Annotated in this window: 13 protein-coding genes; 6 read left to right on the top strand and 7 right to left on the bottom strand. The window is 56.4% G+C overall.

Annotated elements, in window-relative coordinates; translation table 11 throughout:
• Positions 1–589 precede the first annotated feature (589 nt).
• The 4 genes from B9A19_RS02535 (at position 590) to B9A19_RS02545 (ending at position 18,102) form a co-directional block, all read left to right on the top strand.
• On the top strand, positions 590–16,564 hold the full coding sequence (locus B9A19_RS02535; RefSeq protein ID WP_084088972.1) for a LysM peptidoglycan-binding domain-containing protein: 15,975 nt from the start codon (positions 590–592) through the stop codon (positions 16,562–16,564).
• A gap of 12 nt (positions 16,565–16,576) precedes the next feature.
• A complete protein-coding gene (locus tag B9A19_RS02540) occupies positions 16,577–17,062 on the top strand; it encodes a hypothetical protein (protein WP_084088973.1) in 486 nt (161 codons plus the stop codon).
• A gap of 189 nt (positions 17,063–17,251) precedes the next feature.
• Positions 17,252–17,419, top strand: a complete 168-nt coding sequence (locus B9A19_RS22745; protein ID WP_217806971.1) for a hypothetical protein — start codon at positions 17,252–17,254, stop codon at positions 17,417–17,419.
• Positions 17,419–18,102, top strand: a complete 684-nt coding sequence (locus B9A19_RS02545) for a hypothetical protein (protein ID WP_245804243.1) — start codon at positions 17,419–17,421, stop codon at positions 18,100–18,102. Before B9A19_RS22745 ends, B9A19_RS02545 begins: the two co-directional genes overlap by 1 nt.
• 47 nt (positions 18,103–18,149) lie before the next feature.
• Here B9A19_RS02545 and B9A19_RS02550 read toward each other — a convergent pair whose 3' ends face one another.
• Genes B9A19_RS02550 through B9A19_RS02560 form a run of 3 tightly spaced genes read right to left on the bottom strand, consistent with a single transcriptional unit; the run spans position 18,150 to position 20,327 of the window.
• Positions 18,150–18,536 (bottom strand): hypothetical protein, encoded by a 387-nt coding sequence (locus B9A19_RS02550; RefSeq protein WP_084088974.1) that lies wholly within the window; start codon positions 18,534–18,536, stop codon positions 18,150–18,152.
• Positions 18,537–18,563: 27 nt separating this feature from the next.
• Positions 18,564–19,712, bottom strand: a complete 1,149-nt coding sequence (locus B9A19_RS02555; protein WP_084088975.1) for a tetratricopeptide repeat protein — start codon at positions 19,710–19,712, stop codon at positions 18,564–18,566.
• 33 nt (positions 19,713–19,745) lie between these two features.
• A complete protein-coding gene (locus B9A19_RS02560; protein ID WP_084088976.1) occupies positions 19,746–20,327 on the bottom strand; it encodes a tetratricopeptide repeat protein in 582 nt (193 codons plus the stop codon).
• 912 nt (positions 20,328–21,239) lie between these two features.
• Between B9A19_RS02560 and B9A19_RS02565 the strand changes: the two genes are divergently transcribed.
• Together B9A19_RS02565 and B9A19_RS02570 are read left to right on the top strand one after the other, a co-directional pair.
• Complete coding sequence (locus B9A19_RS02565) at positions 21,240–22,028, top strand: spermine/spermidine synthase domain-containing protein (protein ID WP_084088977.1); 789 nt, start codon at positions 21,240–21,242, stop codon at positions 22,026–22,028.
• A 112-nt stretch (positions 22,029–22,140) separates the two neighbouring features.
• Positions 22,141–22,494 (top strand): YkgJ family cysteine cluster protein, encoded by a 354-nt coding sequence (locus B9A19_RS02570; protein ID WP_084088978.1) that lies wholly within the window; start codon positions 22,141–22,143, stop codon positions 22,492–22,494.
• 143 nt (positions 22,495–22,637) lie between these two features.
• On the opposite strand, the gene B9A19_RS23415 is transcribed toward B9A19_RS02570, so the two are convergent.
• From B9A19_RS23415 to B9A19_RS02590, 4 genes are all read right to left on the bottom strand, one after another.
• Complete coding sequence (locus B9A19_RS23415) at positions 22,638–22,847, bottom strand: VOC family protein (RefSeq protein WP_217806961.1); 210 nt, start codon at positions 22,845–22,847, stop codon at positions 22,638–22,640.
• A gap of 188 nt (positions 22,848–23,035) precedes the next feature.
• A complete protein-coding gene (locus tag B9A19_RS02580) occupies positions 23,036–23,968 on the bottom strand; it encodes a hypothetical protein (RefSeq protein ID WP_084088979.1) in 933 nt (310 codons plus the stop codon).
• Positions 23,969–24,743: 775 nt separating this feature from the next.
• A complete protein-coding gene (locus tag B9A19_RS02585; RefSeq protein WP_139798612.1) occupies positions 24,744–25,400 on the bottom strand; it encodes a flagellin in 657 nt (218 codons plus the stop codon).
• A 62-nt stretch (positions 25,401–25,462) separates the two neighbouring features.
• The gene (locus tag B9A19_RS02590; protein WP_217806962.1) at positions 25,463–26,377 is read right to left on the bottom strand and encodes a phosphatidylinositol-specific phospholipase C domain-containing protein; all 915 of its coding nucleotides are present in this window, start codon (positions 26,375–26,377) and stop codon (positions 25,463–25,465) included.
• Positions 26,378–26,786: the final 409 nt, after the last annotated feature.

Consider the following 26,786-nt stretch of genomic DNA (forward strand, 5'->3'; position numbering starts at 1 on the left):
TGTCAGCTTTTATTCCTGTGTCTGCTCGCGAGGTCCGGCGTTCAGCGTGCAGTGGTGCCTTATTTCTGCTTGGCAGTACTAAACATAGAGGCCGAGAATACGCGCAGCATGCTTGTAAGTATCCGATTCTATAATCGGTCTATAGTCACTCTATAGTTTCCTATAAAACCGGGTTCGCTCCGGTATTGCCTTCAAGGCGGCAACCGAATTCAGAGCAGAAAGTCGCGCGTGATGCCACATGCGGGCCAAGGGCAAAGTGCGCCTCAGAGGGGCGTTGGCATTGGCACCAAGTGCTGGTTGCGGTGGCACGGCCACAGGCAGCAGATCAGCTTGCATCGGAGCGTCGTTGGCACTATCCCAACCTAGCGCTACATTCCCACTGACATGACCTGCCTGGTGGGCCGAGGTCACAGTGGTGGCTCCCGCCAAAGCCAGTGGGTTAGGCGGCGTTACACCCAACGGCGGCCGCCGTAACCGGGCGGTGACTATTTTCATAAAAAAGATGCACTGCCCCTAAACTTTCGCGCGATCGACTGGATACGTTGTGCAATGGCGCTGAGGCGCATAACGCATACGGAAGATATCGAGCATGGTTGCGATTGTTGGTGGCAATGGTCTGGGTCTGTCGGGTTCCTCGCGCGAGGTCTTGGGTTCGCAAGGTGTCGTAGGAAACGCTAAAACCGGCAACGGCAATGAGGCGGTCTACGTCAATGCCGGCACTGGGAATCTGGTTCTGCAGCAGCACGATACCCTGTTGTTGGGTGGTGGCCTGCAGCCAGATTTGCTACGTACCTACAACAGCAATGGCACCTGGGACGGCGACAACAACGACCAGTGGCGCATCGGCTTCTACAAACGCATCTATGGCCTGACCGGCACGCTCAACACGGCTGGCAGCACCATCAAACGTGTGGATGGCGATGAGTTCGAAGCCACCTACACCTATGACACCACCCGGGGCGAGTACGTTAGCACCGCCGGTGCCGGCGCATTCGACAGCCTGCGCTACGACAGCGCCAGCCAAAGCTGGGCCTGGAAGGATGGCGCTAGCGGCGGCTCGGAACTCTACAAAACTGATGGTAGTGGCAGCGCTTGGCGGCTGGCCACGCAGAGTAACGCCGCTGGCGATCAGGTTCGCGTGCAGTACAACGCTGCGGGCCAGATCAACCGCATTGAGTCGTGGGCTGCGGGCGATGCTACGTATAACAGTGGTCTGCAGCTGCAGTATTCCGGTACCAAGCTCACCGAGGTGGGTTATTTCGCCAAAGACAGTAACAACGTTGAGACCAGCACAACACGCGTTCGCTATGGCTACGATACGTCGAATCGTTTGATCACCGTTACGGTCGATCTCTCGCCAGAAGACAGCAGCACCGCCGATGGCAAAGCGTATGTAACCAACTACACCTACGACGGCACCAGCAAGCGCTTGGCCAGTATCAGCCAGACCGACGGCAGCCGGCTGGAGTTTACCTACGACGCCAGTTTCCGCATCGCAACCGTCAGGGATGTGCGAAGTGCTGGCGATATTCGCATCACGACCTACAGCTACGCTGGTTCTCAGACCACGATCACTGACCCTGCCAATCAAGCGACCGTCTTCACGTTTGATGCCGCAGGCCAAGTTACCGGCATTAAATATCCGACTGACAGTTACGGGACAAATGCCCCGAGTTTTACCTACGATGCGGCTGGCAATGTAACCACCATTTGGGATGGCCGAAATTACAACACGCGCTATGCCTACGATGCGCGCGGTAATCTGGTGTACGAACTGCGCCCCAATTATTCCGCTGTTCGCCGCACTTATGATGCGAATGACCACCTGATTGAGCAGATCGAATATACCAATGCCAATGATTACGACGGCATTGGTGGCAATGATGCAACCGGTGCGCTCAAAACCCGCTTTGTGTACGACACACTGGGCAACCTGCGCTTCAAGATCACGCCGGAAGGGCGTACGACAGAATATCGCTACGATGCGCGTGGTTTGCAGATTCAGCAGCTTCAATACACGGATGCACTTTACACCGCGACGACCGCATCTTATGGCGACCTCACGACGTGGTCTGCTGCCCGGGATCTAACCAAGACCCAGCGCACCGATACGGCCTATGACGTGCTCGGTCAAATCCAGTCCGTGACCACGTTCGAAGGCATGGATGGTGCGGGGCAAGGGGTGTCGCCGCTCAAGACGGCGTATATCTACGACGCTTTCGGCCGGCTGTTGCAACGTATAGACCAGCGTGGCCTGACGACGGCTGGCATTGCCAACGATTACAGCACGGTTTACACCTATGATGGCTTGGGCCGGGTACTGACCGCCAGCCAATACGATGCCAATGGTGTTGCTGCGGTCACGACCACGCTTTATGACGATGCCAATCGGCAAGTGCAGATGACTCAGGCCAATGGCTTGCAAATTACCTCGGTCTACGATGCCGGTGGTAATTTGCTCAGCCATAACGAGCGAGCCAGCAATGTCGACCTGGGCACGATCAGATACGTATATGACAAAATGGGCCGCCGGGTCCAGATGGTTGATGTATTGGGTAGAACATCGATCTATTTTTACGATAACAACGGCCGCCAAATTGCCGAAATTGCACCAGATGGTGCTATGACTGAAACGGTATACAACAACAATGGCCAAGTGCTGCAGCGGGTTGTTTACAGTAATCGCCTGGCTAGCAGTACTTACAATACGCTAGTGGGTAATCCGGCTGCATATTCATTGTCGCAGTTTCGTCAAGTCTCCAGTACGGACACGCAAACGCGTTATTTTTATAACGCGGCCGGCTGGATGATGTTTGAGGTTGATGACATTCGGTCGTCGGGCACTTCGAATATCATCGAGTACGTCTATAACGGCACTGGTGCCAAGACCGCCGTTATTCGTTATGCCAAGCAAATCAATACGTATGATCTGGATCGCCAGATCGTCGCAGGTTCCGAGCCGGGTGATAATTACGTGCGTACCTTGGCTGGTACATACACGGCAGATGCTGCCAACAATCGCCAGCAACGCTACTTCTACTCTGATGATGGCCTGTTGCTGGGAGAGCTGGATGCCAGTGGCGCACTGACCGAATACAAATACAACGTTGCCGGACAGCGAATCGGCGTAGTTCGTTATGCAACCTTGACGGCAATTGCACAACAGCAAAGCGGCACACTTGCGCAATTACGCCCAGTCAGTACCGCTGGCGATTTGCTCACCAATTACATTTACAATGGCCGTGGCCAATTGGTTGGCACGATTGATCCCGCGGGTGCGTTGACTGAATATCGCTACGATCAGGCTGGCAACCGTTCCAATGAAATTCACTATGTGAATGCTGCGCGCGATCGAAATGCTGCGACCCTGATTGCAGCGTTGCCTGCCGCGAGCACGGATGATCAAAGTACAGCACTGACCTACGATCACCTGAATCGGGTGGTGCGTGAAGAGCGTCAGCCGCAGAACACCGTCACGACTTATACCTACGATGCTGCTGGCAACCTCACCCAAAAAGTAACTGCGCTCGGTACCGCCGAGCAGCGCACTCAGCAATGGCGCTATGACGCACAAGGCCATTTGACGGTTGAACTCAATGGTGAAGCAGTTGCTAACGGCAATGAAATTGGCGCGGTGCGCTACACTTATGATCTGGCCGGCCGCAAGATCAGCGCAACCGATGGAAATGGACGGCGCACCGTATTCTATTACGATGCCAATGATCGGCTGGTATTGACGATCAATGCGGATGGTGAAGTTGAGGAAACAGCCTATAACACGCTGAACTTGATTACCAAGTCTACACGCTATGCAAATAAGTTGGCTACTGGCATTGTGGCTGGGCTGAATGGTGGTGCAATAACCAGCTTCCCGAGTACACAGCTGGATGCAATCAAGGATGCAACAAAAGATAAGTTTACAAGCTGGGGATTTGGCGCTAATGGATTGCTGGTTCAAATCAAGGACGCGGGAGGTGTGCTGCAGATTCTTTCATATAACGCATTTGGCGAAATTATCCGGAAAGACATTACCGCTGCGGATGGCGCCACCTATCTGTCCGAGTCGCGTCAATATGACACGCTGGGGCATCTGCGTTTCATTACCGACCCTAGCAGTGCCAAGACGGAATATCGCTATGACGTCTTCGGTCGCCTGATTGTTCAAGTTGACCCATTAGGTCGCACTACGACGACAGCGTACGATGCGGACGGTCGCGTCATCCAGGTGACCGATCCGACTGGCGCCAGCCGCTACACCAGCTACGACATGCTGGGCCGGGTGTACACCACCACCGATGCCAACGGCAAAGTGACCCGCTACACCTACAACGGTGCGACCCGCGAGACCACGGTGACTACGCCGGAAGGGGTAACCATCACCACCCAGCGCAACGCGCAGAGTGAAGTCGTCAAAGTGACCAATGGCGAAGGCCATGTCACGACCTATCGCTATGACCGCAATGGTCAACGCATCGCCGAGGTAGCGGGTGCCAATGAGGTCGATCTGACCTCAACCACCCGCTATGACAAGGCGGGCAATGTCATTGAGACCAATACGCAGGGGGTTATTACGCGCTTCAGCTACGATGCCAGCGGCCGCGTGCTGACGCGCCAGGTTGATCCAGATACCCTCAATCTCACCAGCGAATATCGTTTCGATGGCACCGGCCAGAAGATCTGGGAGAAGCGTCCGGATGGTGTGTGGGTCAAGACCGAGTTTGACAATCGTGGCCGGGTTACCGCCAGCACCATTGATCCAGCTACCAATCCGGATGGCTCGACCAAGGCTGGCGCCTTGGCATTGCGCACCGAATATGTTTATGACTATGTCGGCAATGTTACTCAGCTCACCGAGGGTGCTGGCGGTGCCACGCAGAAGGTGACCAAGTATACCTATGATTTCAATACCAACCGGCGATTGACTGAGGTTGTCGACGCCAACAACCTCAAACTCACCACTCGCTACGACTACGACTCGGCAGGCCAGGTCACTGCGCGCTACGACGCCGCCAACAACGCCACCCGCTTTACCTACGACAGCAATGGTCGGGTGCATTACACCATCGACGCGCTGGGTGACGTCAGCGAAGTGCGCTATGACGCACAAGGCAACCGCATTGCCGACATTCGCTACAGCAAGCCGATTACGCTGCCGGCAACGGTCAACGATGCCAACGTGCTGGCTACGCTGCAGGGGCTCTATCCGGGGCCGAACGGTAGCGTTGTCGACTTGGCTGCGCAGAGTACCCGCTATGTTTATGATCAGGACAACCGCTTGACCCACACGGTCGATGCGCTAGGTAATGTGGTTGAGCAGCGTTACGACCGTGACAACAACGTGGTACAGCGTATTGCCTACGCCAGCCCGCTAGCGAGCTCGGCAGTGTGGCAAACCCGTGCTGATCTGGTCGCATTGCTGAACCCGACCAATGCGGCAAACCAGGTTAGCTATTCGGTCTATGACGCGCTGGATCGCCAAATTTATGCGATTGATGCACTTGGCTATGTCACACAGAATCGTTTCAACAGCTACGGCCAACTGGCGGCGGTTACGCAATATGCCAAGGCTATCACCGTGCCAGCTATCCGCAATGCCGACAATGTGGCCAATGCGATTAAGGCTGATGCGGCCAATGATCGCACCAATTGTGTGCTCTACGATGGCGCCGGTCGCCGGATTGCTAGTGTCGATGCAGATGGCTACCTGACTGAGTACCAGCTCGATAATGTTGGCCAGCAGATCAGCGTAGTGCGCTATGCCGCCAAAGCGTTGGCCAGCGGTTTCAGCCCGAGCGGTGGCTTGCCAATCAACATCAATCTATTGCGCCCCAATGTCGCAGGTACGGCAGACCATATCAACCGTGCTACCTACGACGCCGTTGGCCGCAAGTTGACCGCTGTCGACGCGGAGGGTATCCAAACCCGCTATCTCTATGATGCACGTGGTTTGGTGACTGATCAGATCCAGGCCGATGGCACTGCTGATGCAGTGACGACACATTACGACTATGACACGGCCGGCCGCCTGATCCGCGAAACCAGTGCTTATGGCACGGCTGATGTCGGGGTGACTGAATACACGCTGGATGCGCTGGGCAATCGGGTGGCAATACTCGATCCGCGTAACTATGCGATCTACACCTCGGATGCCGCTTGGGCGCAGGCCGAGCGTACTGCGCGAGGGTACCCTGCATCTGCCAACCAGGTGGCAGGCAATACGACTATCCGCGCTGCACTGAGCGTTACGCAGACCTTCGACAAGCTCGGGCGCCTGACCGGGAGCACAAATCAGCAAAGCAATCAGACGCAGATCAATTACGACGCATTCGGCAATGTCATTCGTTCGGTTGATCTGGTTGGCAACACGACTTACAAGGTCTACGACACCAATGGTCGCGTCATCCAGAACATCGACCCGGCCGGTTTCCTCACTGGCTATCGCTACGATGCTTTTGGCAATCTGATCGGCAAGACAACCTATTTTAACGGCGTGCTTGGCACCATCTTTCCTGGCCAACTGGTCCAGGTCATCGGCATGGAGCAGATCCCGCCGCAAACCGGTGCGTTTATCCGCAGCGATGGCAAGGACTACATCTATACCGATAGCTACGATGCCCGCAACCAGCGTGCAGCAAGCATCAGTACGGTCGTGCAGGCTGATCAGAGCACGACCCAGTTTCAGGAGACATACAGCTATAACGCCTTTGGCCAACAGGCCACAGCGACTAACCGCAATGGCGGTACAGTCGTATACAAATACGACCGACTGGGTAACCGGACGGAAGAAACGCTACCGGTCACCAATGCCAGCGGGCAGGTGGTCAAGAACCAGTATCTTTATGACGCGTTCGGTAATCGCACCCAGACGACGGAAGCGGTTGGCTTGGCCGAGCAGCGTGTTACCCAGTTTGGTTTTGACAAGCTGGGCCGGCAGATCAGCAAGCTGGGGCAGTCATTTACAGTCTACGATCCACTCACGGGCGGTAGCTATAACGCGCAAACGCTTGAGCGCACGTTCTACGACAAGCGTGGCAACATCGTGGAAACGCAGGTCGGCTTGCAAGATCCCAATGCGGTGGGGCAGGTCAGCAATCCTAATCGCACGCTGAATTTCTATGATAAGGCTAACCGCGTTACGACCCAGGTGAGCCCGGATGGCGTCGTGACCGTGCGCCACTACGATAGCAGCACACTGGTGCTGGATACCACAACCTACGCTACCAAACTGGCCAGCATGCCTGCTTTCGGTTCCACTACGCCGCCTGTGGTAACCGTCAGCAGCAGCACCGATCGGTCACTGTTCTACACCTACGATTTGCTGGGGCACATGAGCACCGAACGCACCACGACCGTGGTGTACAGCTCGCTTGCTACTAATTCATCCGGTCAGGTCAGTTACCAGCTCAATACCGGCGCGCTGCAAACCACCAAATACTTTGATGCCGCTGGCAATTTGCTGCAGGAAGTAGATCGCCGTGGTAACTCCATCTACCACTATTACGATGGTCTGGGCCGCCAAATCCAGCAAGTGGATGCGGAAGGCTACGTCACGACTTGGCAATACCTGCCCAACCGGACGGTTGAAATTCACTACGCCAACAAGCTGACCGTGGCCCCGCAGCGGGGCATACGGCAAACCCCAGCAGCCAGCGCAGATGACCGGATTACTACATCGGATCTGGATGCGCTTGGTCGCGCCATCCGCAAGACCATCAGCAATGTCGCCTTCACTAACTTGCAGCTGATTACGGACTTGAAGGGCCAGGCGATTCCTGCTGGCGCGATCACCTATGCCGGCCAGGGGTATTTGCTCCCAACCTCGGGGACGGGTGCGGCAACGACCAGCCTGCTCTACGATGGCTTGGGGAATGTCACTCGCCAGATTGATGCCGATGGCTATGCCACGGATATGGCGTACGACACCCTGGGCCGTTTGACCGAAAAGCGTGTCTATCGCAGCAAGCTTGCCACTGGCGATGCCACCGCCCAGCGTACCAGCTATGCCTACGATGGCTTGGGCAATGTGGTGACAGAAACCCAGCTGAGCATCACCGGTGCGTACGACCGTATCAAGAAGCAGTCTTGGGTCAATGGCAAGCTGATTCAGACCATGGATGCAGAGAACAATGTCGTATCGTACAAATACGATCGCTATGGGAATCTGGCCTATGTCGGTACCGAGTTTGCTGCGACTGCGGCGAGTTCACAGCAAGCCTTTACCGATGCCACGATCGTCAACTATGACCAGATGGGGCGCGAAATCAGCCGCATGAGCAAGCGGATGACGCCGCAAGCCAATGGCAGCATCAGTGCCCAATATGATGATGTGACCGATACGCTCTACAACACGTTCGGCGAAATCGTTCAGCGTCGTACCCGCAAAGCGCGCAACGACAACGATATCGTTGCGCCGGGCAGTGCAGACAGTCTGGGCACATGGCAGCAATGGTCCAAGTACGATCAGTTGGGCCACATGCTGTCCGGCACCAGCAACACGGGTGTGGTTACGCAATACATCTACGACGCCAATGGCAATGCGACCTTGAGTTTCCAGGCCGGCATGGGCAACGAGGATGTATCGACGGCCACCGTGTCGCAGTACATGTCGTTCGCCAAAACCATTACCGAGTACGACAAGAAGAATCAGTCGATCAAGACCTACCAGCCAGACTTCACCGTGGCCGATGTGCTCGCTCAGTTGCAAACGGCCAATCTGTCGGTCAATCAGAGTGCGACGGCGACCAATCCGGTCACCATCACGGTCACCAAGACTGCGCCGGTAACCCAGCCGGTTACCCCGGAAGTGGGCCAGATCGGGATATTCCGCGCAGGTGCAGATCAGGCTGGCCAAGCAGTGTTCCAAAATGTCAGTTGGGTCATGCGTCTGTACAGCGCGGAGCCGCCACAGATTAATTCGGCGACGTTGAATATTACCTTGCCCGCTACGCCGAGCTACGACACAGGCGATTTCGTCATTGAGGTCAAGGATAATGCTAACCATATCTTGGCGACATCGCAGGTCAGTGGTACCAGTATCAGCGCCCAGATGACTGTGAGCAGCATTTCTAGCGGCTACAGCATCAGTGTCTACAAGCTGGTCAATGGGCAGCGCCAGCTGCGCAGTTCTACCGGTCAGGTTTCGTTACCCAACTACAAATACGATCGGGATGAGAATCGTAGCCCTCCGTCCAGCACGCTATATGCATCGCTCTCCCCGGCAAGCACAGTACAGTCACAACTGCTGATCTCTGCGCAACCCACGACTGCCACCAAGGTGCAGGTGTGGCTGCGTGGATTGGGTAGCAACGATGCGTGGGGCAGTGCCGGCACTGGCCAGGCAGCCATTGCCAGAAGTGGCGTTGGCACCACCAGCAATTGGTTTAGCTGCGACTTGGCCAGCTTTAATCTGGGAAATGTACTTAGCGGCAACTACGAAATATTGTTCAAGGGGTTGGATGCTAACGGCAATGCGGTCAGCATTGGCGAGGCCACATTGCAGGACGGTATTGTGCTGCGCCGGGCGGCAAACCAGCCGGCCGGATTGCAGACCAGCAGCCCATCCAGCAAGCCGGGCATCACTATCCCCAATCCCGGAGTGACTTATTCGGCGGGCTTGGCCGGGAATCAAACCCTGATTGCTACGGTGACCGCAACGCCCAATGTGACCGTGGACTACCGTGGTGGCGGTAACGGTAATCCGGGTGTTCCGTATTACCGTACCAATACTTATAACGTCAACAACGTTACGGTAGGCATCCCTGCCAGCTTGATCGGCTGGGCAGATGGCTATGTACTCGAGCTGCAAAACGAAAACGATACGATGCTGTACCGTGCTTTTGCCGGTGGGCAGGACGCCAAGGTCACGCTGCCGCTCAGCCTTGATATCAGCAATGTGAAGGTCAAGCTGTTTATGCAGCGCGGCAGTGACAAGATCATGGTGGCGCAGTCGGGCTTGATCTTGCAGCCCACGCAAAGCGATACGCAGCCGGTGGGGGGAAGCCAGTCTTATCCGGTTGTCATGAATACCGACAATTACCCACGTAGCTTCCTGGTGCGCAACATCAATAGCGATGTCAGCAGGCTGGTCTTGAACTACCGTCCGGTAGGCAGCACCGCGGGCTATCAGCAAGCCACACTGGATAAAGACGAGGATTTGACCAACGCATTCCTGTTTACCGGTGCCAGCATCGGTCTGCAGGAGGGGGTCACCTATGAGTTCCAGTATATTGGCTTGGGCACGCCAGCGGGCGCCAGCAGCCCGATGGTGTTGGCGCGCCTGAGCGGCACGATTCTGAGTGCAGGGACGAATAGTTATTTCGGTCCGACGGTCGGCGCTGCACCCAAAGTCGGCGGTGATGGCTTCAGCTATATCGATAGCACCGGCCTGCTCAATCTGGTCGACCAAGGCCGCAGCAGCCTGACCGACATGCCCACCAACTACGCTGTGATCAAGGTTCGCGCCATACGCAAGACAGTGTTGGCCAACGGCCAGATTCAGCGTACGGCTGCGGATACATGGGTAACTCTGCCTTCGTCGGTCTTGAGTACAAAAGTCGTCAAGAGCAAAAAAGTCGTCAACGGTCAGGCCGTGCCCGGCTGGTTTACTTTCGATCCATCCAGCGTCATCGGCGCCCAACTGGTCAGCATGGGCTGGGGTACCCTCGATACCAGTGGTCAGTGGGTTCACCCCTATGCCGATGGACAGGATATCGAGCTTGATTATGAGTTGCTCAGCTACAACGCCCAGCTGGACGGCAACGGCAAAGTCCTCAAAGACGCCAACGGCAAGGATCTCAAGACGCTGACCAATGATGTGTCGGGCCGCGTCACTATGCCGACTTATCGCCTCAGCAATGGTGGGCAGGCGCAGTTCCAGGCTAACGGCTTGCTGAATATTGTCGATCCGGCCGTTTCCACTGCACCGGCGGGTTTGAATTTCGATCCAGCGTCGACGCAACTGCGTATTCGTGTTCCTGGTGGTACCTGGATAGCGGTATCCACGCTTAGCTTGGTTACCGCGACCCCTCGTGTAAAACGCGATACCGATGGCGCGTTGGTCAAGGACAGCGAAGGCAACCAGGTGATGGATACGTCCTATGTTGTCCCGGTGCGTGGCATGTATACCGCCAACTTGTCGGGTTTTGCACCCGGCAGCTATGAAATCGAACTGACCAGCAAGACCGCCGATCAGCAAACGGTGAGTGTCATCACTGGCTTGATTGATCTTGGCAATAGCGTGGCGGCCACGCGCAGTGTATTGGCCTATACGCCGACGGCGGATTACCAGGCCAGCGGTGACTTGTTCCCGTCGCAATTCACCATTAACGGCTACTTTGGTAACGGTGCAGCCAACCCTGCCGAAATGAAAGTCACCTTCACAGCCAGGAGTAACGGGCAGACCAATTCCAATCTCAGCTGGACGTTCGATGTCTGGGCGCAAGGTGGCCAACCGGCATTCAATGCCCCTACCACCTACATCATCGATACCTCACGTCTGGTGCCGGACCCGACCCAGACTTACTGGTACGACGTCACGTTTGCTGCGCAGTCGCCGATTGCTGGAAATCCGCCGATTACTACCGGCTCCGCAGTCGTGTCACTGGGTGCAAAGGCTGAGGTACTGACCCAAGGCCAACTGACGCGCGACCCCACCAAAGTCACTTTTGTTGCCAACGAGACCAATGCCGTATCGGCACGCTTGTCTTATCGCCTCAAGAGCACTGACGATGCTGGCCGCCTCACTTCTGATCAGGACCTCACCGGTGTCCAGCCGTTCACGACCCAGACACTGAGCATCTACAACGGCTACTTCACGCTGGATGCCACTAAGCTCGCGCCCAACCAGGGTTGGCGCAGCTATGAGTATTTCTACGATCTCATTGATGCCAACGGCAATGTGCTGAGCCGGCGCAGTGACAGCTTCGTCCTCGGTACCGGTGGCCCGGCCGCCAATACTGAAGAGCGTTGGACCTACTCGCTCACCGCCACACGCAATCTCAACATCACCCGCTCGCAAACCTATGACGCCTTTGGCGAAATCATCAGCGAGACCGATGGTTTGGGCAATGTGCGTAACCTCAAGTACAACGTACTGGGCCAGTTGATCGAGCGGCGCGACCCGACAGTCAACAATACCTTGGCTGACGGTACCATTGTGCAGGTCACCCCAACCACCAAGTACTTGTATAGTCTGGCGGGCCGACTGGTGGGGGTGCAGGATGCCAATAGCAACGCCGCTGGTGATAGCAAGATCAGCTACTACCTCACCAATGGCTATCGTGATGCCCAGGGCCAGGCGCTAGTAGAGAAAGAGTTCCACACCGACAAGGGCTGGGTACAGAACGACTACGACGAGTTTGGCCAGGTGCGCGCCCGCACCGAGCTGATTGATGCCAGCAAGGTTAGTACGTCCCTCTATACCTACAACAAGCTGGGTCAACTCACCGATCTGTATCGCCTGCGGCGAGACATCGCGCCGAAGGCCATTGGAGATACCAGCGCATACAGCCAGCTCAATGCCGATCCGGTGAACGATCCGCACGAACGCTATGTGTATGACGCTGCTGGTCGTCGTATCCAGACCACCGATGCTGTAAACAATGACAGCAAAACTTACTACGACTTTGCCGGCCGCGTGGTGCGCACCATCAACGGTGCCAAGATCATCACCGACTACCAGTACAACTACCTCAACACCATTCAGGGGCTGAATGGCGCTGTTACGGGTGGCTACCGCAAGATCACTACGGTGGGTTACGGCACAGCAGACGCACGTACCTCGACGGACGATCAGGATGTTTTTGGCCACCTCACTCACCGTGTGGACCAAGGCGGGCATGACTTCGTCAACCAGTACAACCGTGCGGGCTGGCTGATCAAGCAAACCAGCACCACCGGTCAGAATATCGACTACAGCTACTACGCCAACGGCTATATCAAATCGATCGCGGATAACACCATGAAGATCGAGACCGATTACGCCTATGACAAAGAGGGCAACCGCTCTTTCGAGGGCTACCGCAACCTGGTGCCGGTAGGCAGCCAGAGCGAGTACTACCAGAGCGCCAACATCAGCTACGATGCCCTCAACCGCATCAGCCGCGTGCTCAATGCCGACCAGCGTGCCGATATTCGTTACGAATACGATGCCAATGGCAATGTGCGCCGGGTGAACACCAGCTACAAATCGGCCGATGGCGTGCTCAACAGCACACAAGACCTCTGGTACACCTATGACAGCATGAATCGCTTCCTGGTCAGTCAAGGCAGCATGGTCAATGGCGTGATTACCAAGGGCACGGCCGGTGTCACCGTTGCCTATGACCTTGCCGGGCATCGCGTTGCCGCCGATTATTCGGCCGGCTATGGGGCTGCCGGGGGTTCTGCCCACCTGGAAACGTATTCCTACACCAGCGATGGTTACCTCAAGCAAGTCAATATTGACGGCACCAAGCGGGTAGAGAACACCATCGACGCTGCGGGCCGCACCACCTTGGCCGTGCAATACAAGGACGATGGCAGCAGCGTGCTGCAATCCACCGAGACGCACTATCTCGCGGATAACCGCATCACCACCCAGAAAACCATCTCCAACGGTGCCAATGCCAGCACCACCGATACCAGCTACGCCTATCAAACCAACGGCACCCTGGCCAGCACACACGCCGTATCCAGCGGTGGCAGCGGCACCGGCAGCACGGTCGATACCACCTACGCCTATGAGCTGTGGGATGGCGCCAAGCAGAGCAAGGTCACCGTCACGGGTGCGCTGCTGCAGAACAACCCGTCGGGCTGGAAACCCGGCGAAGCCAAGTACAAATACGATGTCAACGGCCACTTGGTCGATGTCGAAGTGGCCGATAAGGTCGACAGCAGCATCGGCAACCGCCGCTTCAGCTACCGGGTGGACGCGCAAGGCCTGATCATGCGCCGTGATGAATACATCAACGGCAATCAGTATCGCTGGCGGCAGTATTACTACGTCGGCGGCAAGCGCGTCGGCGACGTGGCCAACGACGGCCCATCGCGCAATGATTACGCCGACGCGTTGCAGGCCCTGAACAATCAGGGCAACAACGACACCCGCTACCGCGACTGGAAACCGATCGCCTCGGCCGACTTTGACCAGAACTACGAGCCGATCAGCCCGGATTACCCCGGCAGCAGCAGCGGCAGCTACATAGTCAACACCGGTGACACGCTGCAAAGCATCGCTCAAGCGGTGTGGGGCGATGCCAGCATGTGGTACGTGCTAGCCGAAGCCAACGGGCTGACCGGACAGGAAACCCTGCGCGCCGGCCAGGTGCTAAGCACACCGAACAAGGTTACCAACATCCACCACACCGCCACCACGCAACGGGTCTACAACCCGGGCGAGGCGATGGGCGAAGTCAACCCGAGTCTGCCGAATGCGCCGACACCACAGCAGGATAGCGGCGGCGGCTGCGGCGGGATTGGGCAGATTTTGATGATTGTGGTGGCGGTTGTGGTCTCGATCTATACAGCTGGGGCTGCGTCGGCGTTGCTGGGTAGCCAAATTGCAGGTGCAGCGGTTGGTGCTGCGGCTGGCAGCATTGCGAGCCAGGCTGTTGGTTTGGCTACAGGCACTATCGACAAATTCTCGTGGAGCCAAGTTGGGATTTCCGCGCTCTCTGCTGGTATTGGCAGTGCGGCATCAATTGCCTTGGGCAGTTTCGCTGAAAGCATGGGCTTGAACACAATGTCCACTGCTATCGTCAAGGGAGCTGGCTCTGCGCTGATTACGCAAGGCCTCATGTCTGCCGTGGGCCTGCAAACCTTCAGCTGGCGTGGCGTGGCTGCCGCCGCGATCAGTAGCCCTGCAGGTGGTGCTAACAACGGCGCCAGCTTGAATGTTTTGGGCGCCGTGGGCGCGAACGTTGTTGCACAGTTGGCTACGACGGGTAAAGTCGATCCGATGCAGGTGTTCCAGGCCACGCTGAATGTAGGGCTGGAGCAAGATTTCTCGCAGAAGGCACAAGCTTCACAGATTGCTGCAGACCCGAATGGGGTTTATCAGGGTCTTTGGTATGGTACGCCGAGCCTGATTCCGGCCGATCCGAATGGGGTGTATCGTCAGCCTTGGTATGGTGCCAAGGCCGAGGTGTCGAGTACGCCTGCTGCGCCGCGTGGTATGCAGCCGTGGCTGGATGTGGGGTCGGTGGTTGATCCGGGTCATGCGTATGACTGGTTTGGGCAAGGTGTTTCAAACCCTGAGCTGACACAGCAGATTCTTGACAGTACAGCGGATCAGATCAATAGCCAGCAGGGGGCGATTTTACGGCGCGCGGAACTTGTAGCCAGAGGGGCTACTGGGCGGAAAGTACCAGTCGGAACTGGTCAGCCTTCGCTTGATCCTGTGCAGGCAAAATATGCCTATGGCATGAAAACATTGGTTGGCTTAAAAGAAAGTAGCCTCTCTCCAGAAGATAAATACAATTACGCGCAGAATACGATTAAAAAAATTGGTGGCGATGTAATTAACTATTATCTGAACCGTGCGAAGCCTGCATCTCCCAATGAAATGCGTGCATATGAAGATACGATGCATAACTTTGCGTATGTTGCTCAGTGGGCAGGTGCTCGGCCGCCGCAGACGCCATACGTAGATAACAGCCGATTGGCATCCTATACGGTTGATAACGGGGGCTTGCACGGTTATCCAATGGAACTTCCGCGAGATTGGGGGCAATTTGGAATTGGAACTGCAAAGGCTGGTGCATCATATGGACTGCCAAATGCGCAGATTGATGCGTTCAATTATTCCCAGAATCTGGGAGTTAGTGCATTAATTTTAGATGGCCTTGGAAATAGGGACGGTGCGGCTATACTTGGTCAAACTTCTGCGGCACTTGCAAGCATCGATTGGGGCCGTTTCTCGCCGAAAGGATACAATCAGGAAGATGGCTATTTTGCTGGTCAAGCTGGGTTAATCTTGCTTAATTTGAGTGGCTCAATGGTTACTATGGAGGTTGGGGCTACTCGTGCGCTAAGCTCTGAGCTGTCACTTGTTCCAAATACAATTTCGAATACGGCTGCTACGACTAGGGTTACTTTCACGCATACGTTGGATACATTGCCTAAGAACTGGATTCAGGAACCAGGGTTGGTCAGTATTGAGCCAACTCTGGACAATGCGAATGGACTTGCATCGAAGTTGGCAGTGTGGGCTACAGATCAAGGCGCTACGAAGGGTGCAGCCACCGTTCATATTGATTCGTCTGGTGCTCCTTGGCTAGGACTCAGCAAGTATGCGGGTAACAAGCTCGGGATGTTCAAAGCTGTTGATCCGCAGATATCGGCTATTCAGGAGGCTTCTGGTGTTGGATACTGGGGATCTTGCGGTGAGCTCCAAAGCTACACCGGATTTGTGAAAACGGCGAATGTGTTACCTTCAGGGGGCTTCATAGGAGCGGCGCAAGTGGGAGAGCGTCTCGGCCAACCAGCAGGTACAGTGATGCGTGCATGCCCGAGTTGTACATACGTGAATGGTCAACTTGGTGTTGGCTTTATTGACAGTGAAGGTAACTTGGTCTTACCGCGCTGAGGAGAAAAATTTATGAGTGAATTCGACCGAGAGCAGGAGCAAGAGATCTTTGTTGCTGAAACAGCTAGCTTGGATGTTTTTGCCAAAGTGGGGGAGCAAGCGTATGCTCGATTTCGTCTTTTTGAGTATGACTCGTTAATGCTCCTTCGCAGTCACTTCACGTCTGAATTTATGAAGTGGTTACCTATTATTGAGCTTGCCTCGACAAATCAAGCAGCTTCAGAGCAATTAATGTGGGCTCGCGATGAAATTTTAAAATTTCGAGAGCAATATTTGGGATTGAAGGCTTTTGGCCCTGACCGGGAAAGTGCGGAGGATGCTCTGACTATCCTCTTTCTTCTTTGTCTAGAGAGCTGGCCTCAGCGGCCTGAGGCTGTGGCCAAGACGACTATTGTGCAAGGTGTCGATGAATTCGCCACAACGTTCATTGAATTCTATGGAAGAAGCAAAAGTCTACTTGAGGCGCTGAAGCAACGGTTTGAAATTAAGAGCCGCTAACAAAACCTCCGGGAACCAAATGGCTGGAAGCCTTGCCTGACGCGGGATGAAGAGAGCCATCGTCAGCCAGCAGTTGTGGAAATCGTTGCAGCCTTTGCTGCCTGAAGTCCGGGGTCAGGTCTTGTTTTTTGCATTCCGCCCCAAGCTGACCTATGTTGAAACTCCGGTTTGTGCAGGCGTTTCAACATCATGGCCCGTCCGTTGCGGTTGGAGTTTGCTGGTGCGCTGTATCACATCACCGCACGCGGTGATCAGCGTGAAGACATCTATCTGAACGATGCAGACCGCCAGCAGTTTCTGTTGCTGTGGGGCAGGTGTGCGAACGCTTCAACTGGCGCGTGCAGGCCTATTGCCTGATGAGCAATCACTACCACCTGCTGGTGGAAACGGTGGAAGGCAATCTATCGGCCGGTATGCGCCAGCTCAATGGCGTGTATACGCAGGATTTCAACCGTAACCATGGCCGGGTTGGTCATGTGTTTCAGGGGCGCTATAAGGGCATTCTGGTCGAGCGGGAGACGTATCTGCTTGAGCTGGCGCGATACATTGTGCTCAACCCGGTGCGTGCCGGCATGGTGGCCAGTGCAGCAGACTGGCCGTGGAGCAGCTATGGCGCCATGCTGGGGGATGATGCCTCTGACTGGCTGGCTGCAAGGTCGTTGCTGGCCTGCTTTGGCGATCAGGCCGATGCAGCCCGGTTGGCCTATTGCCGCTTTGTTGCGGCCGGTTTGCACCGCCCCTCGCCGTGGCAGGCGGTGCGTGGGCAGGTGTTTCTGGGCAGCGATGCGTTTCTGGCACAAATGCAGGCCCGGCTGGCGCAGCAGGGCGCCGATGAAACCAGCCTGCATGAAATACCCCGCGCCCAACGCCGACCGCAAGCCAAACCGCTGGCTTGGTATGCCGCGAATCACGCCAACAGAAACGAAGCGATTGCCGTAGCCTATCGCAGCGGTGGCTATACCCTGCAGGACGTTGCCGCGCACTTTGGTCTGCACTATGCCACGGTGAGCCGGATCGTTAAAAACGGGCAGGGTACCTAACGTGGATTGCGGCTACTGCTGCGTGAAGAGGGCATGCCGGTGACTGATCAGCTTGTTGTGGCAAGCAGTTGATCTGCCACGGTGGCAATATCCTTTGCCAATGCTGGCTCGGCCAGCATTTGCGCGCAAATGGTGTCGATCAGGTCGTGAAAGCCAGCCTCGTTGACCAGACCTGAGCCCAATTCAGCCAAGACGGCGGCTTCGACGTAGGCGGTGAAGGCTTTTTTCTGCCGTTGCGGATCATCCGGCTGAATGGATTTGATCCGGGCAACCAGCTTCTTTTCCAGTTCCTGCTCGGTCTTTTTGCGGGCGGATGGTTGCGCGGGTTTACCGGTCACCTGCCTGGCGTTTCGCGGGCTGGCGCCCGCTGTACGCAGTTGCTGACGCAGCAGGGCCAAGATGGCCGGGGCGCGCTGGAGCGGATCAACACTCATGACCAGGCTCCAAGCGCGGGGGCCACCTTACTGATCCCGCTTGCCCGCAAAGCGCTTGAGCGCGCCTTGCATCAAGGCTTGTAGTTGCGGCTGACCGTTGCCCAGCGCACCAAAGGCATCCTGCACAATCGCTGCCGCACGTGCGGGGTCATTGCCGGCCTGCGCCTGCAGCAGGGCGACAAAGCGGACCGACATCCCGTCCGGTGCCAGACGTTGCGCCCGTTTGATCAAAGCATCGGCCTCTGCCGTGTTGCCACGTAGCGTGGCAATGACCGCCAGCGCACCATGGCTCTCACCAAAGTTGTGATCCAGCTCGAAGGCAGTCTGGAAGCAACGTTCTGCATCGTCGATACGCTGTTGCAGCAAATGCAGCCAGCCATAGGCATGCCAGGTACCGATATGGCCGGGCATGAACTTGACCGCCTGGCTGAATGCCGCTGCAGCCTGATCCAGTTGCTCGCGCGCAAGGTAGGACAGCGCCAGACCGGACCAAGCCCGCCCATCGTGCGGGTTGTGAGCCAAGACGCGGTCGAAGTGTTGGCCGGCGATGGCCGGTTGGGTTGCTAGCTCCAGCGTGCCCAGGGTGGTCAGCGCATAGATTTGTTCCGGCGCAATGGCCAGACTGCGTTGCGCCCAATGGCTGGCGCGCTTAATGTCTGAATCATCCAGGCAGGTGAGGGCCAAGGCGCCGGCCAGATCGGCATCTTCCGGCAGTGTGGCCAGCAAACCTTCGGCCAATTCACGCGCGGCGGCCAGCTCGCCTTGATGATGCAGGGCCAGCACATGCAGACACGGCGCACGCGGTACCTCGGCATAGGCAGCCGGAGCAATCTGCTGCAATTGCACAACACTCTCGGCAAACTCACCCAGCAGATAGTGGGCATAGGCGGTGTTGTAACGCAGTACTGCCGAATCAGCGCCCGATTCCTGCAGATGATGAAACAAGGCCTTGGCTGTCGCCGCATCGCCGCTGGCTATGGCCAGCAGGGCACGCTCGTGCAACAAGGTGGAGTGGCCGGGCCATTTGCTCAGTGCCTCATCCAGCAGGGCTTCGGCTTCGCGCGGCTGGCGCGCTGCCCGGTACTGGGCCACCACCTGCAACAGCAGGCCGATGTTGTCTGGATCCTGGCGCAGATAACCCAGATAGCGCGACAGGGTGTCGGATTGCTCAGTCATATCAAACCAAATGGTAACGTTGCGGGCAGGGCATCAGTGGCGATACGCCGACAGGAACAGGTGTTCGTCACCGGCATCGCTCGGTGCTTCCTCTGCGGAGGCATCGCCGGCTTCGGCACGTAGCTTGACGATGTTGTCGGTGACGCGCTGCATTTCTGCCAGCAGCGGTGCATTGGGCAACGGCGTAGCCAGACCTGCGCGCAACTCGGCCTCGGCCTCGACCAAGGCATTGCGCTGCAAAGCCAGCATTCCGCGGCGGAAATGATTCAGCCCATGCTCGACCGGCAGGAAATCCAGCCCCTGCCAGCTAGCCTCGGCCGCATCCGGCTTGCCTGAGGTCAGTTGCAACAGACCCAGCTGGAACACCGCAATGTCAAACCCGGGCTCGAACGACACCGCCAATTGCATGAAACGCTCTGCATCCTCATACATGCCGATCTGGGCATATTGCGTACCGAGCAGGAAATGCGTCTTGGAAGCCAACGGCCCTGGTGTGGCAATGGCTTGCTTGAGATAGCCGATCGACAAATCGTAGCGCTCGCGGTTGCTGGCTTCGATGGCGAGGTGAAGCAGTTCGTTCTCGGAGAGGGCGTTGCCCGGGGTGACGTCGTTCACGTTGCTAGTGCCTTGATGGGAGGGGGCTGATCAGCGGCAGCCGACAAGAACCTATCCAGTTTTGTTGCTGCGAGTTTAGCAGACCGTTGGTGAATGAACTTTGACCTTCTCCCGCCCAGTGAACCACTAGTTAGTTCGCGATTTGCTCATGTTGGTGTTGAGGCGCTTCCAGATACTTTATCGCGGTCTAATCGAAGGATGACACTTTATTATTTTGGAGGAGCACCCAGTTAGCCACTTGAGATGAAACTTTATTTTTTGTCGAAACCAATGGTTTCCTGGGAAAATAAAGAATTGCGGCTCAGTTTATGATGAGACTTTATTATGGTTTTACAGCGTCAACGCGGACTGCCACGGATCGCCGGAGACTGGCTGGCAATTCACCTGCTGGGTACCGGACAAGCCGAAACCACCTCGTGAGCTGAAGCCAACGCCGAAACTTTCGCTGGACGACGATGGCCCATCGCCATAGCAAAAAGACCCCGGAAGGGGTCTTTTGCATAATCAGGGCGGCGAGTATCCGGCGGAGATCGCCGTATGTTCAAGTATATGCCGGCCGCATTGCGGCGGCTGCAAGCCAACCTGTTGCGACAGGCTGGCGGTGCCCGGAGCGCCCGCCATGGTGCCAACCAATCACCCATCCCACGTTTCGTTCACGTTCAGCATCCTTGATTCGCTGTCAGGGCCTTGGTAGTCGGTCTTCCTGCGGTTACGCGTATCCAACATCCACTTGATGGCCATAAGCGATAGTCACTTTTGTGTGATTTATATGTGCGTGTTATTATAATTTAATGGTAACTATGGTTTGCCCGAGGCCAAGTTAAATGGCAGGCTCGACAGTCTGATGTGCCCCACTACCGCCTGGATAGCGCTGTTCATTGATCGTGTCTTGCGTAGCAAGCTGGTTGGCACATGAGCCGTGCAACCGTTTGGGATGACTTGAACGAGCGGCTGGCCGACAGCCTTGGCAGGCCCTTTACCTATCAGGGGCATAGCACGGTGTCCCTGCATTTCGACATGCGCTCCATCCAGAGCAAAATGTCGCTGAATGACCCTGATCGTTTGATGCTGGGTTATACCCGAACGATGATGGCCAGCCTGCTGTTTAAACCTGCTCCTGAGCAGATTGTGTTGATCGGTCTCGGCGGAGGTTCGTTGGTGAAGTATTGCCGTCGCCATTTGCCAATGGCACAGATTGTGGTGGCCGAAATCAACCCGCACATCATCGCGCTGCGTGATGCATTCCAGATACCTGCGGATGATGAACAGCAACAGATTCACTGCTGCGATGGCGCCGCCTTCGTTCGGGCCCGTGCGGCAGTTCCGGATTTGTTGCTGCTGGATGGGTTCGATGCTGAGGGTCAGGCGCCATCATTGTGTACGCAAGATTTTTATGATGACTGTTACAGCACCTTGGCTGACGACGGTGTGATGGTCCTCAATCTATACGGCGCCGACCCCCTGTACAGGCTGTACATTGACCGTGTGCAACAGCGCTTCGGTGACCAGGTCGTCGTGATTCGTTCTGAAGATTGCCTTAACAAGATCGTCTTTGCTGGCAAGGGGAGTGGATTGCGTTGCACTGATGCGCAGCTATTGTTCAATGCTCGCCAGTTGGGGCAGCAGCACCCGCTGAGGTTGAGCTACTTTGCCAAGCAATTGATCTTGAGCCGCCGTGAAAGCTACTTGCTGGCCAGATAAGCATCGCGATCTCGGTGTTGGGAAAGCACCAGACCAACCATGAGCTTGGCTCGCTCGTGTTTCGATGATTCAACCTGGTTTGCACGAACGGCATATCGCAAGAGGTAAAACCATGACCCGCAATAGCCAGAAAATCCGCTTCTTTCGCTCGCGCATTCCTACGTTCGAGTGCAAACCCGGGTGCCATGATTGTTGCGGCCCCGTCACCACCTCGACCGACGAGATGGCCAGGTTGCCAGCAAAAAGCGAGGCGGAACATGAGGCCGCGCTGGCGACTTTGAGCTGCCCGCACTTGGGGGAGCATGGCTGCCAAGTCTATGCTGAACGCCCGCTAATATGCCGGTTGTTTGGTACTACCCCCAAGCTGGCGTGCCCAAATGGCTGTCGACCAGATGTGTCGATTGATTCAGATGTGGAAGCGCAGATATACCAGTTTTTCCGGGAAGTGCGCCACGTCTTGGTTTGAAGCCAGGCGTTCAGTCCCAGTTCGACGATGGCTTTGCCCTGTAGATGGTGAATTGGACGACGCCGGCAAAGTGGTCGTGCCTTGGCCTGCGGACTTTGGCAACCAGCAGCTTCCTCCTGGCCAAAACTGCGAAGCAAGAAAGATCAGATCCCCAGCGCTGTCCAGATCAGGTTCCACAGATGACCATCAATGTCCTCGAAACCCCGGTCGTACATGAAGCCATGGTCCTCCGGCGGGTGTGGTATGCGGCCGCCGGCAGCAACGACTTTGGCAATGAGGGCATTGTCCAGTCCCGGACGATAGATTACGCGTTTATGAAATAAGTCATGTCGCTCACGCGCCCAATCCTTCATTGCCTGAATCGGCGTCCGGTGCTGTAGCGCCAACTGCGGCAGCTGCTGGTTGTACTGACCAGCCGCCAGTCAAAATGCAATCTGCTCTTCCGTGGACCGTGACTTTTTCATGCTGCCGCCCCTGTGGATAGGGGGCTACGACAGGTTAGAAATTCCAGTTTACCTCGGTGTAAAAAAGCGGGAGCAGATCAATCTTGGTATTCGGCGGTGGGGGGGGAGACAGACACCGAAGTGCCAGCAAGACCGGCGATTATTGCATTCGCGACGTTCGCGATCCGCGCCGCATCAGAAGCAATGTCGTCAAAGTTCCAATAGAACGCGCCGGTGATCTGCGCGCCGCCTTGCACCGCGTCGGCGAGCGTATTCTGGATGTATGACGGGTCGTAGTTATAGAACCCACCAATGATCGACCCTATCGGTACGCCAATCGCTGTTGCCCATCCCTGTAGATCGGACCCTTGACTCCACGTTTGGACGTTGACCCAACTTGGCGTCAGGGGCTGGCCGAGCCCATCTTGGCCAAGGGCGAGTGCATATGCCTGCCAGGACTGTTGCGCGGTGTATGGTGCCCAGGTTGCCAGCATGCCCGCATCGAGGGCCCATTCGGTGAGCGCAACGGTTGAGGAAAGCAGCTGGCCATACGTGTAGAACATCGGCTCTGGATCGAGATCGATTCCGTCTCCGCCGATCGTCGAAATGAACACGTTGAAGTTATTAACAATTGGAACAGTCGTCGCAAGCGGATCGGTCATTCCATTTGCTGGCCAGTACGCGGCCGCAAACGCTTTGAAATCGGCGTCGGAAACCGAATGCTGTCCGTTGATCCCGCTCGAATTGGGGTTAAATGACCCGCCACCACCGATCGAGACAAGGACCGTCGTAATGCCGCCGCCCCGCAGTTCCGTGATGATCTCGGCTAACTGCGTGGCCACCGGCTGCGCCTTGCCGCTCGCGTCGACGACCTCTGTGCCATTGAGCCACAAGCTGCTGTCGTCGTGAATGTGCAGCGAGTTGAGAATCACAGTGGTAAAGCCGGAATCGAGGAGGTTTTTGTAGTGATCGATGATACTGCCCCCTGCATATATCACAACGTTTTTGCCCGCTGGCAAACTCCGACTCATATGTCTCCCTCCCTGATGTGAAATGCAAACTTGGCAGGCTCAAGCCAACGGACCGCCTCCCAGCTAACCGAGCGATTGCAGCAAAGACTGCCGCAGACATGAAGGCCTCCACGGCTTTCTTGTGGTGCATACCACCTGCGGGGTCAGCGTCAAAAAGCAAAGTTCCTTCACTTTTTTGCGCTGATTTCGCCAGGTGAGCACCAAGTAACGCCCATTTTTAACGGTGTTGAGAAAGAGTCTAGGGCCTGTTAACACTTATTTCGCGCTTGCGCTGGGCTGCAAAAAGGTCAGATACAAGGCACGCAACGCAGGCAATAACCGGTTATTGCCAAGGCGCGTAACGCCGTAGATGGCCTTTTTGCAGCCCAGCCCTGCGGGTTCGGGGTATTTCGGGCGGTTCGCTGCGTTGCAAACCGCTTGCGGTACCCGTACCGCGGCGCGCTTCGCGCCTTGCGCTCCATCCCGAACTACCCCGAACGCAAGCGTGAAATAAGTGTTAACAGGCCCTAGTTTGGTTGTAGAAACTATGCGCTAGTTAAATTTCTGCATAGTTATCGATTTGCACACAATTTTATTGACACGTGCCGTCAAGTTTGTGGCGATGCAATCGTAGCCCTGTGAACTCGACTGCGTCCATGCTGGGGGGGCGTCGGGTCTGCCCCAACTCCGGCAGGCATTCCGGCCCCATGATGCAAAAGGCCGCTTCATGCGCATGAAGCGGCCTTTTGCCCCTGCAACGCGAAAAGCGGCGCAGGATCACTTGGCTGGGCGGTGATTACGGCGCCGTGTAAGTGCCCGTGAGCGAACCGTGTGTATCGTGGTTTTCCGATACCTGGAACAGCAGCAGTTCCACTGCGCTGTTCGAGGTGTTCAAGGTGAACGGCACTTCGCCCGAACCGACCTTGTGCTTTTGTACCGCCGCCACGATCAACTTGGCCGTGTCTTCGATGGCGCCGACCGGATCTTCCGTGACGATATCGACAGCATAACCCAGCGTTGCTTTCACGATCGCAGTCGCATAGTCCAGCGTGACATCACTATGGGTAATACCGCTCATCTGTGCGGAGCCCAGCCACCAGTTATTGCCGCCAGTCGTGGTGCTGCCTTGCGCCAGGACGAAATTCTGCGCGGTGTAGGTGATGTTGTTGATCACCAGGGTCAGCGTGCCGCGCACGGCGAAGTTCAATTCCTCGGGTGAGGTGTCGGAATAGGTCAGGGCGATGCCGCCACCGCCATAGACCGCGTCATTGAACCAGTGGGCAACCTGCGAAGTCTTGTGCCGGCCTGCCTTGATGGTCACCGTGTTGCTGTTCTTGATGCTGACGCCGCCATACGGCTGGCCGCTGCTGATGGAGTGATCGCGTTCCTGAAAGCCGACCTGGGTCAAGCCGGGGAAGTTGAAGGTGAAGTCGTTGTCATGCTGCGTAGTCATATCTGCCATCCACTCTGATTTCACTGCCAAAAATCCCGATGCGCCGTTGATGCGCCCGGGCCTTATGCGAAATTCGAACTGATCACCGTGTTGACGTTGCTGTTGTCGAGGTGGCCGGTCTCGTTGTTGTAGAAGTCGAGCACGACGAAGCCCAGGCGCGCCTTGCCCGGCTTCTGCGCATATTCGTCCGCAAAGTACGCTTGCAAGGAAGGATTCATCGCATCCTTGACCGACCAGGCGTATTGGTAGGGCGTGTGCGTCATGTAATAGGCGATGCTGTTGAACGTGATGTACAGCTTGCCGTCAGCCGGGTTGCCTGCGGCTTTGTCGAGCGCGGTGGAGACCGCAGTCATCTTCTTGCCGGTATCGTGGGTGTTGTACTGGTCTTCGATGTGCAGGCTGGTCTTGCCGTCGGGCGTGGTGGTGTTGAAGGTTTCGCTGTAGCTGTTGGGCCAGCCGACCCCCTCGAAGGTTTTCGATTGCTGCTGCAGGTTCAAGCCCAGCTCTGCGCTGGCCGGTGCAAAGAAGCGGCGCAGCAGCACGATCTTGCCGCGCAATTGCGCCAGCGGCAACAGCGTCGATGTGGTGCTCAGGCAAAACAGGTTTTGGTATGCGCTGTTGCCAAGGTAGGTCTGGAATCCCTGGTAGACGGTATCGTCGGTCGCGCTGCCTGAGGCGTCGTTGACGAGCATGAACACGGCTTCGCTCGGATTGGCGCTCAGGAAGGCGTTGCAGTCATTCAGGACGTCGCCGAAGGTGATACCGCAAGAGACGTTGGCATGATTGACTTGCAGCGGATCATCGGCGGTCTTGGCCGAATTCTTGGTGAGCCGGATATCAAGGAAGCGGATGCCGTCCGCAAGTTGCTGGGCGATGCTGAAATTCTGCGTGTGATAGGGGCCGGGAGAGACCTTCTGCGTACCCGAGTCGTGCGTGCCCGGGACCGAGAGCTGGGCCATCGTCAATGCATTGTCCAAGCCCGACATCCAGCTCGACAAATCCCCACTATATGCGCCTTGCGTTTGAGCCGACATCTTTGTCACCTCTTGATTGGAAATCGGTCATTGCGGTGCAATATAAGCGCCAAGTTTGCGTAATATAAGTGGGGTCGCAAAGGATTGTGACCGGCTGCACAAAACCGGCGCCCTGCCTGCTTGGTTTTAGCGATTAGTCGTTCCTGCGCCGCTTGCATGACCCGCCCCCCTCGCCATCCCGGCGCCGCACCACCACCAACTGGTGTGACCAAAACACTGGGTCGCCACGTGGCGCTGGTGACCTTTTGCTAGGGCCTGTTAACACTTATTTCACGCTTGCGTTCGGGGTAGTTCGGGATGGAGCGCAAGGGGCAGAACGCGCCGCGGTACGGGTACCGCAAGCGGTTTGCAA

Source organism: Andreprevotia lacus DSM 23236 (assembly GCF_900176275.1).
Taxonomy (GTDB): Bacteria; Pseudomonadota; Gammaproteobacteria; order Burkholderiales; family Chitinibacteraceae; genus Andreprevotia; species Andreprevotia lacus.

What these genes read in the sequence shown, in the direction of transcription:
- B9A19_RS23415 (WP_217806961.1), bottom strand. Translation starts at nt 22,847, where the DNA reads ATGAAGGATTGGGCGCGTGAGCGACATGACTTATTTCATAAACGCGTA.
- B9A19_RS02570 (WP_084088978.1), top strand. Translation starts at nt 22,141, where the DNA reads ATGACCCGCAATAGCCAGAAAATCCGCTTCTTTCGCTCGCGCATTCCT.
- B9A19_RS02585 (WP_139798612.1), bottom strand. Translation starts at nt 25,400, where the DNA reads ATGACTACGCAGCATGACAACGACTTCACCTTCAACTTCCCCGGCTTG.
- B9A19_RS02555 (WP_084088975.1), bottom strand. Translation starts at nt 19,712, where the DNA reads ATGACTGAGCAATCCGACACCCTGTCGCGCTATCTGGGTTATCTGCGC.
- B9A19_RS02540 (WP_084088973.1), top strand. Translation starts at nt 16,577, where the DNA reads ATGAGTGAATTCGACCGAGAGCAGGAGCAAGAGATCTTTGTTGCTGAA.
- B9A19_RS22745 (WP_217806971.1), top strand. Translation starts at nt 17,252, where the DNA reads ATGGCCCGTCCGTTGCGGTTGGAGTTTGCTGGTGCGCTGTATCACATC.
- B9A19_RS02550 (WP_084088974.1), bottom strand. Translation starts at nt 18,536, where the DNA reads ATGAGTGTTGATCCGCTCCAGCGCGCCCCGGCCATCTTGGCCCTGCTG.
- B9A19_RS02545 (WP_245804243.1), top strand. Translation starts at nt 17,419, where the DNA reads ATGAGCAATCACTACCACCTGCTGGTGGAAACGGTGGAAGGCAATCTA.
- B9A19_RS02580 (WP_084088979.1), bottom strand. Translation starts at nt 23,968, where the DNA reads ATGAGTCGGAGTTTGCCAGCGGGCAAAAACGTTGTGATATATGCAGGG.
- B9A19_RS02565 (WP_084088977.1), top strand. Translation starts at nt 21,240, where the DNA reads ATGAGCCGTGCAACCGTTTGGGATGACTTGAACGAGCGGCTGGCCGAC.
- B9A19_RS02535 (WP_084088972.1), top strand. Translation starts at nt 590, where the DNA reads ATGGTTGCGATTGTTGGTGGCAATGGTCTGGGTCTGTCGGGTTCCTCG.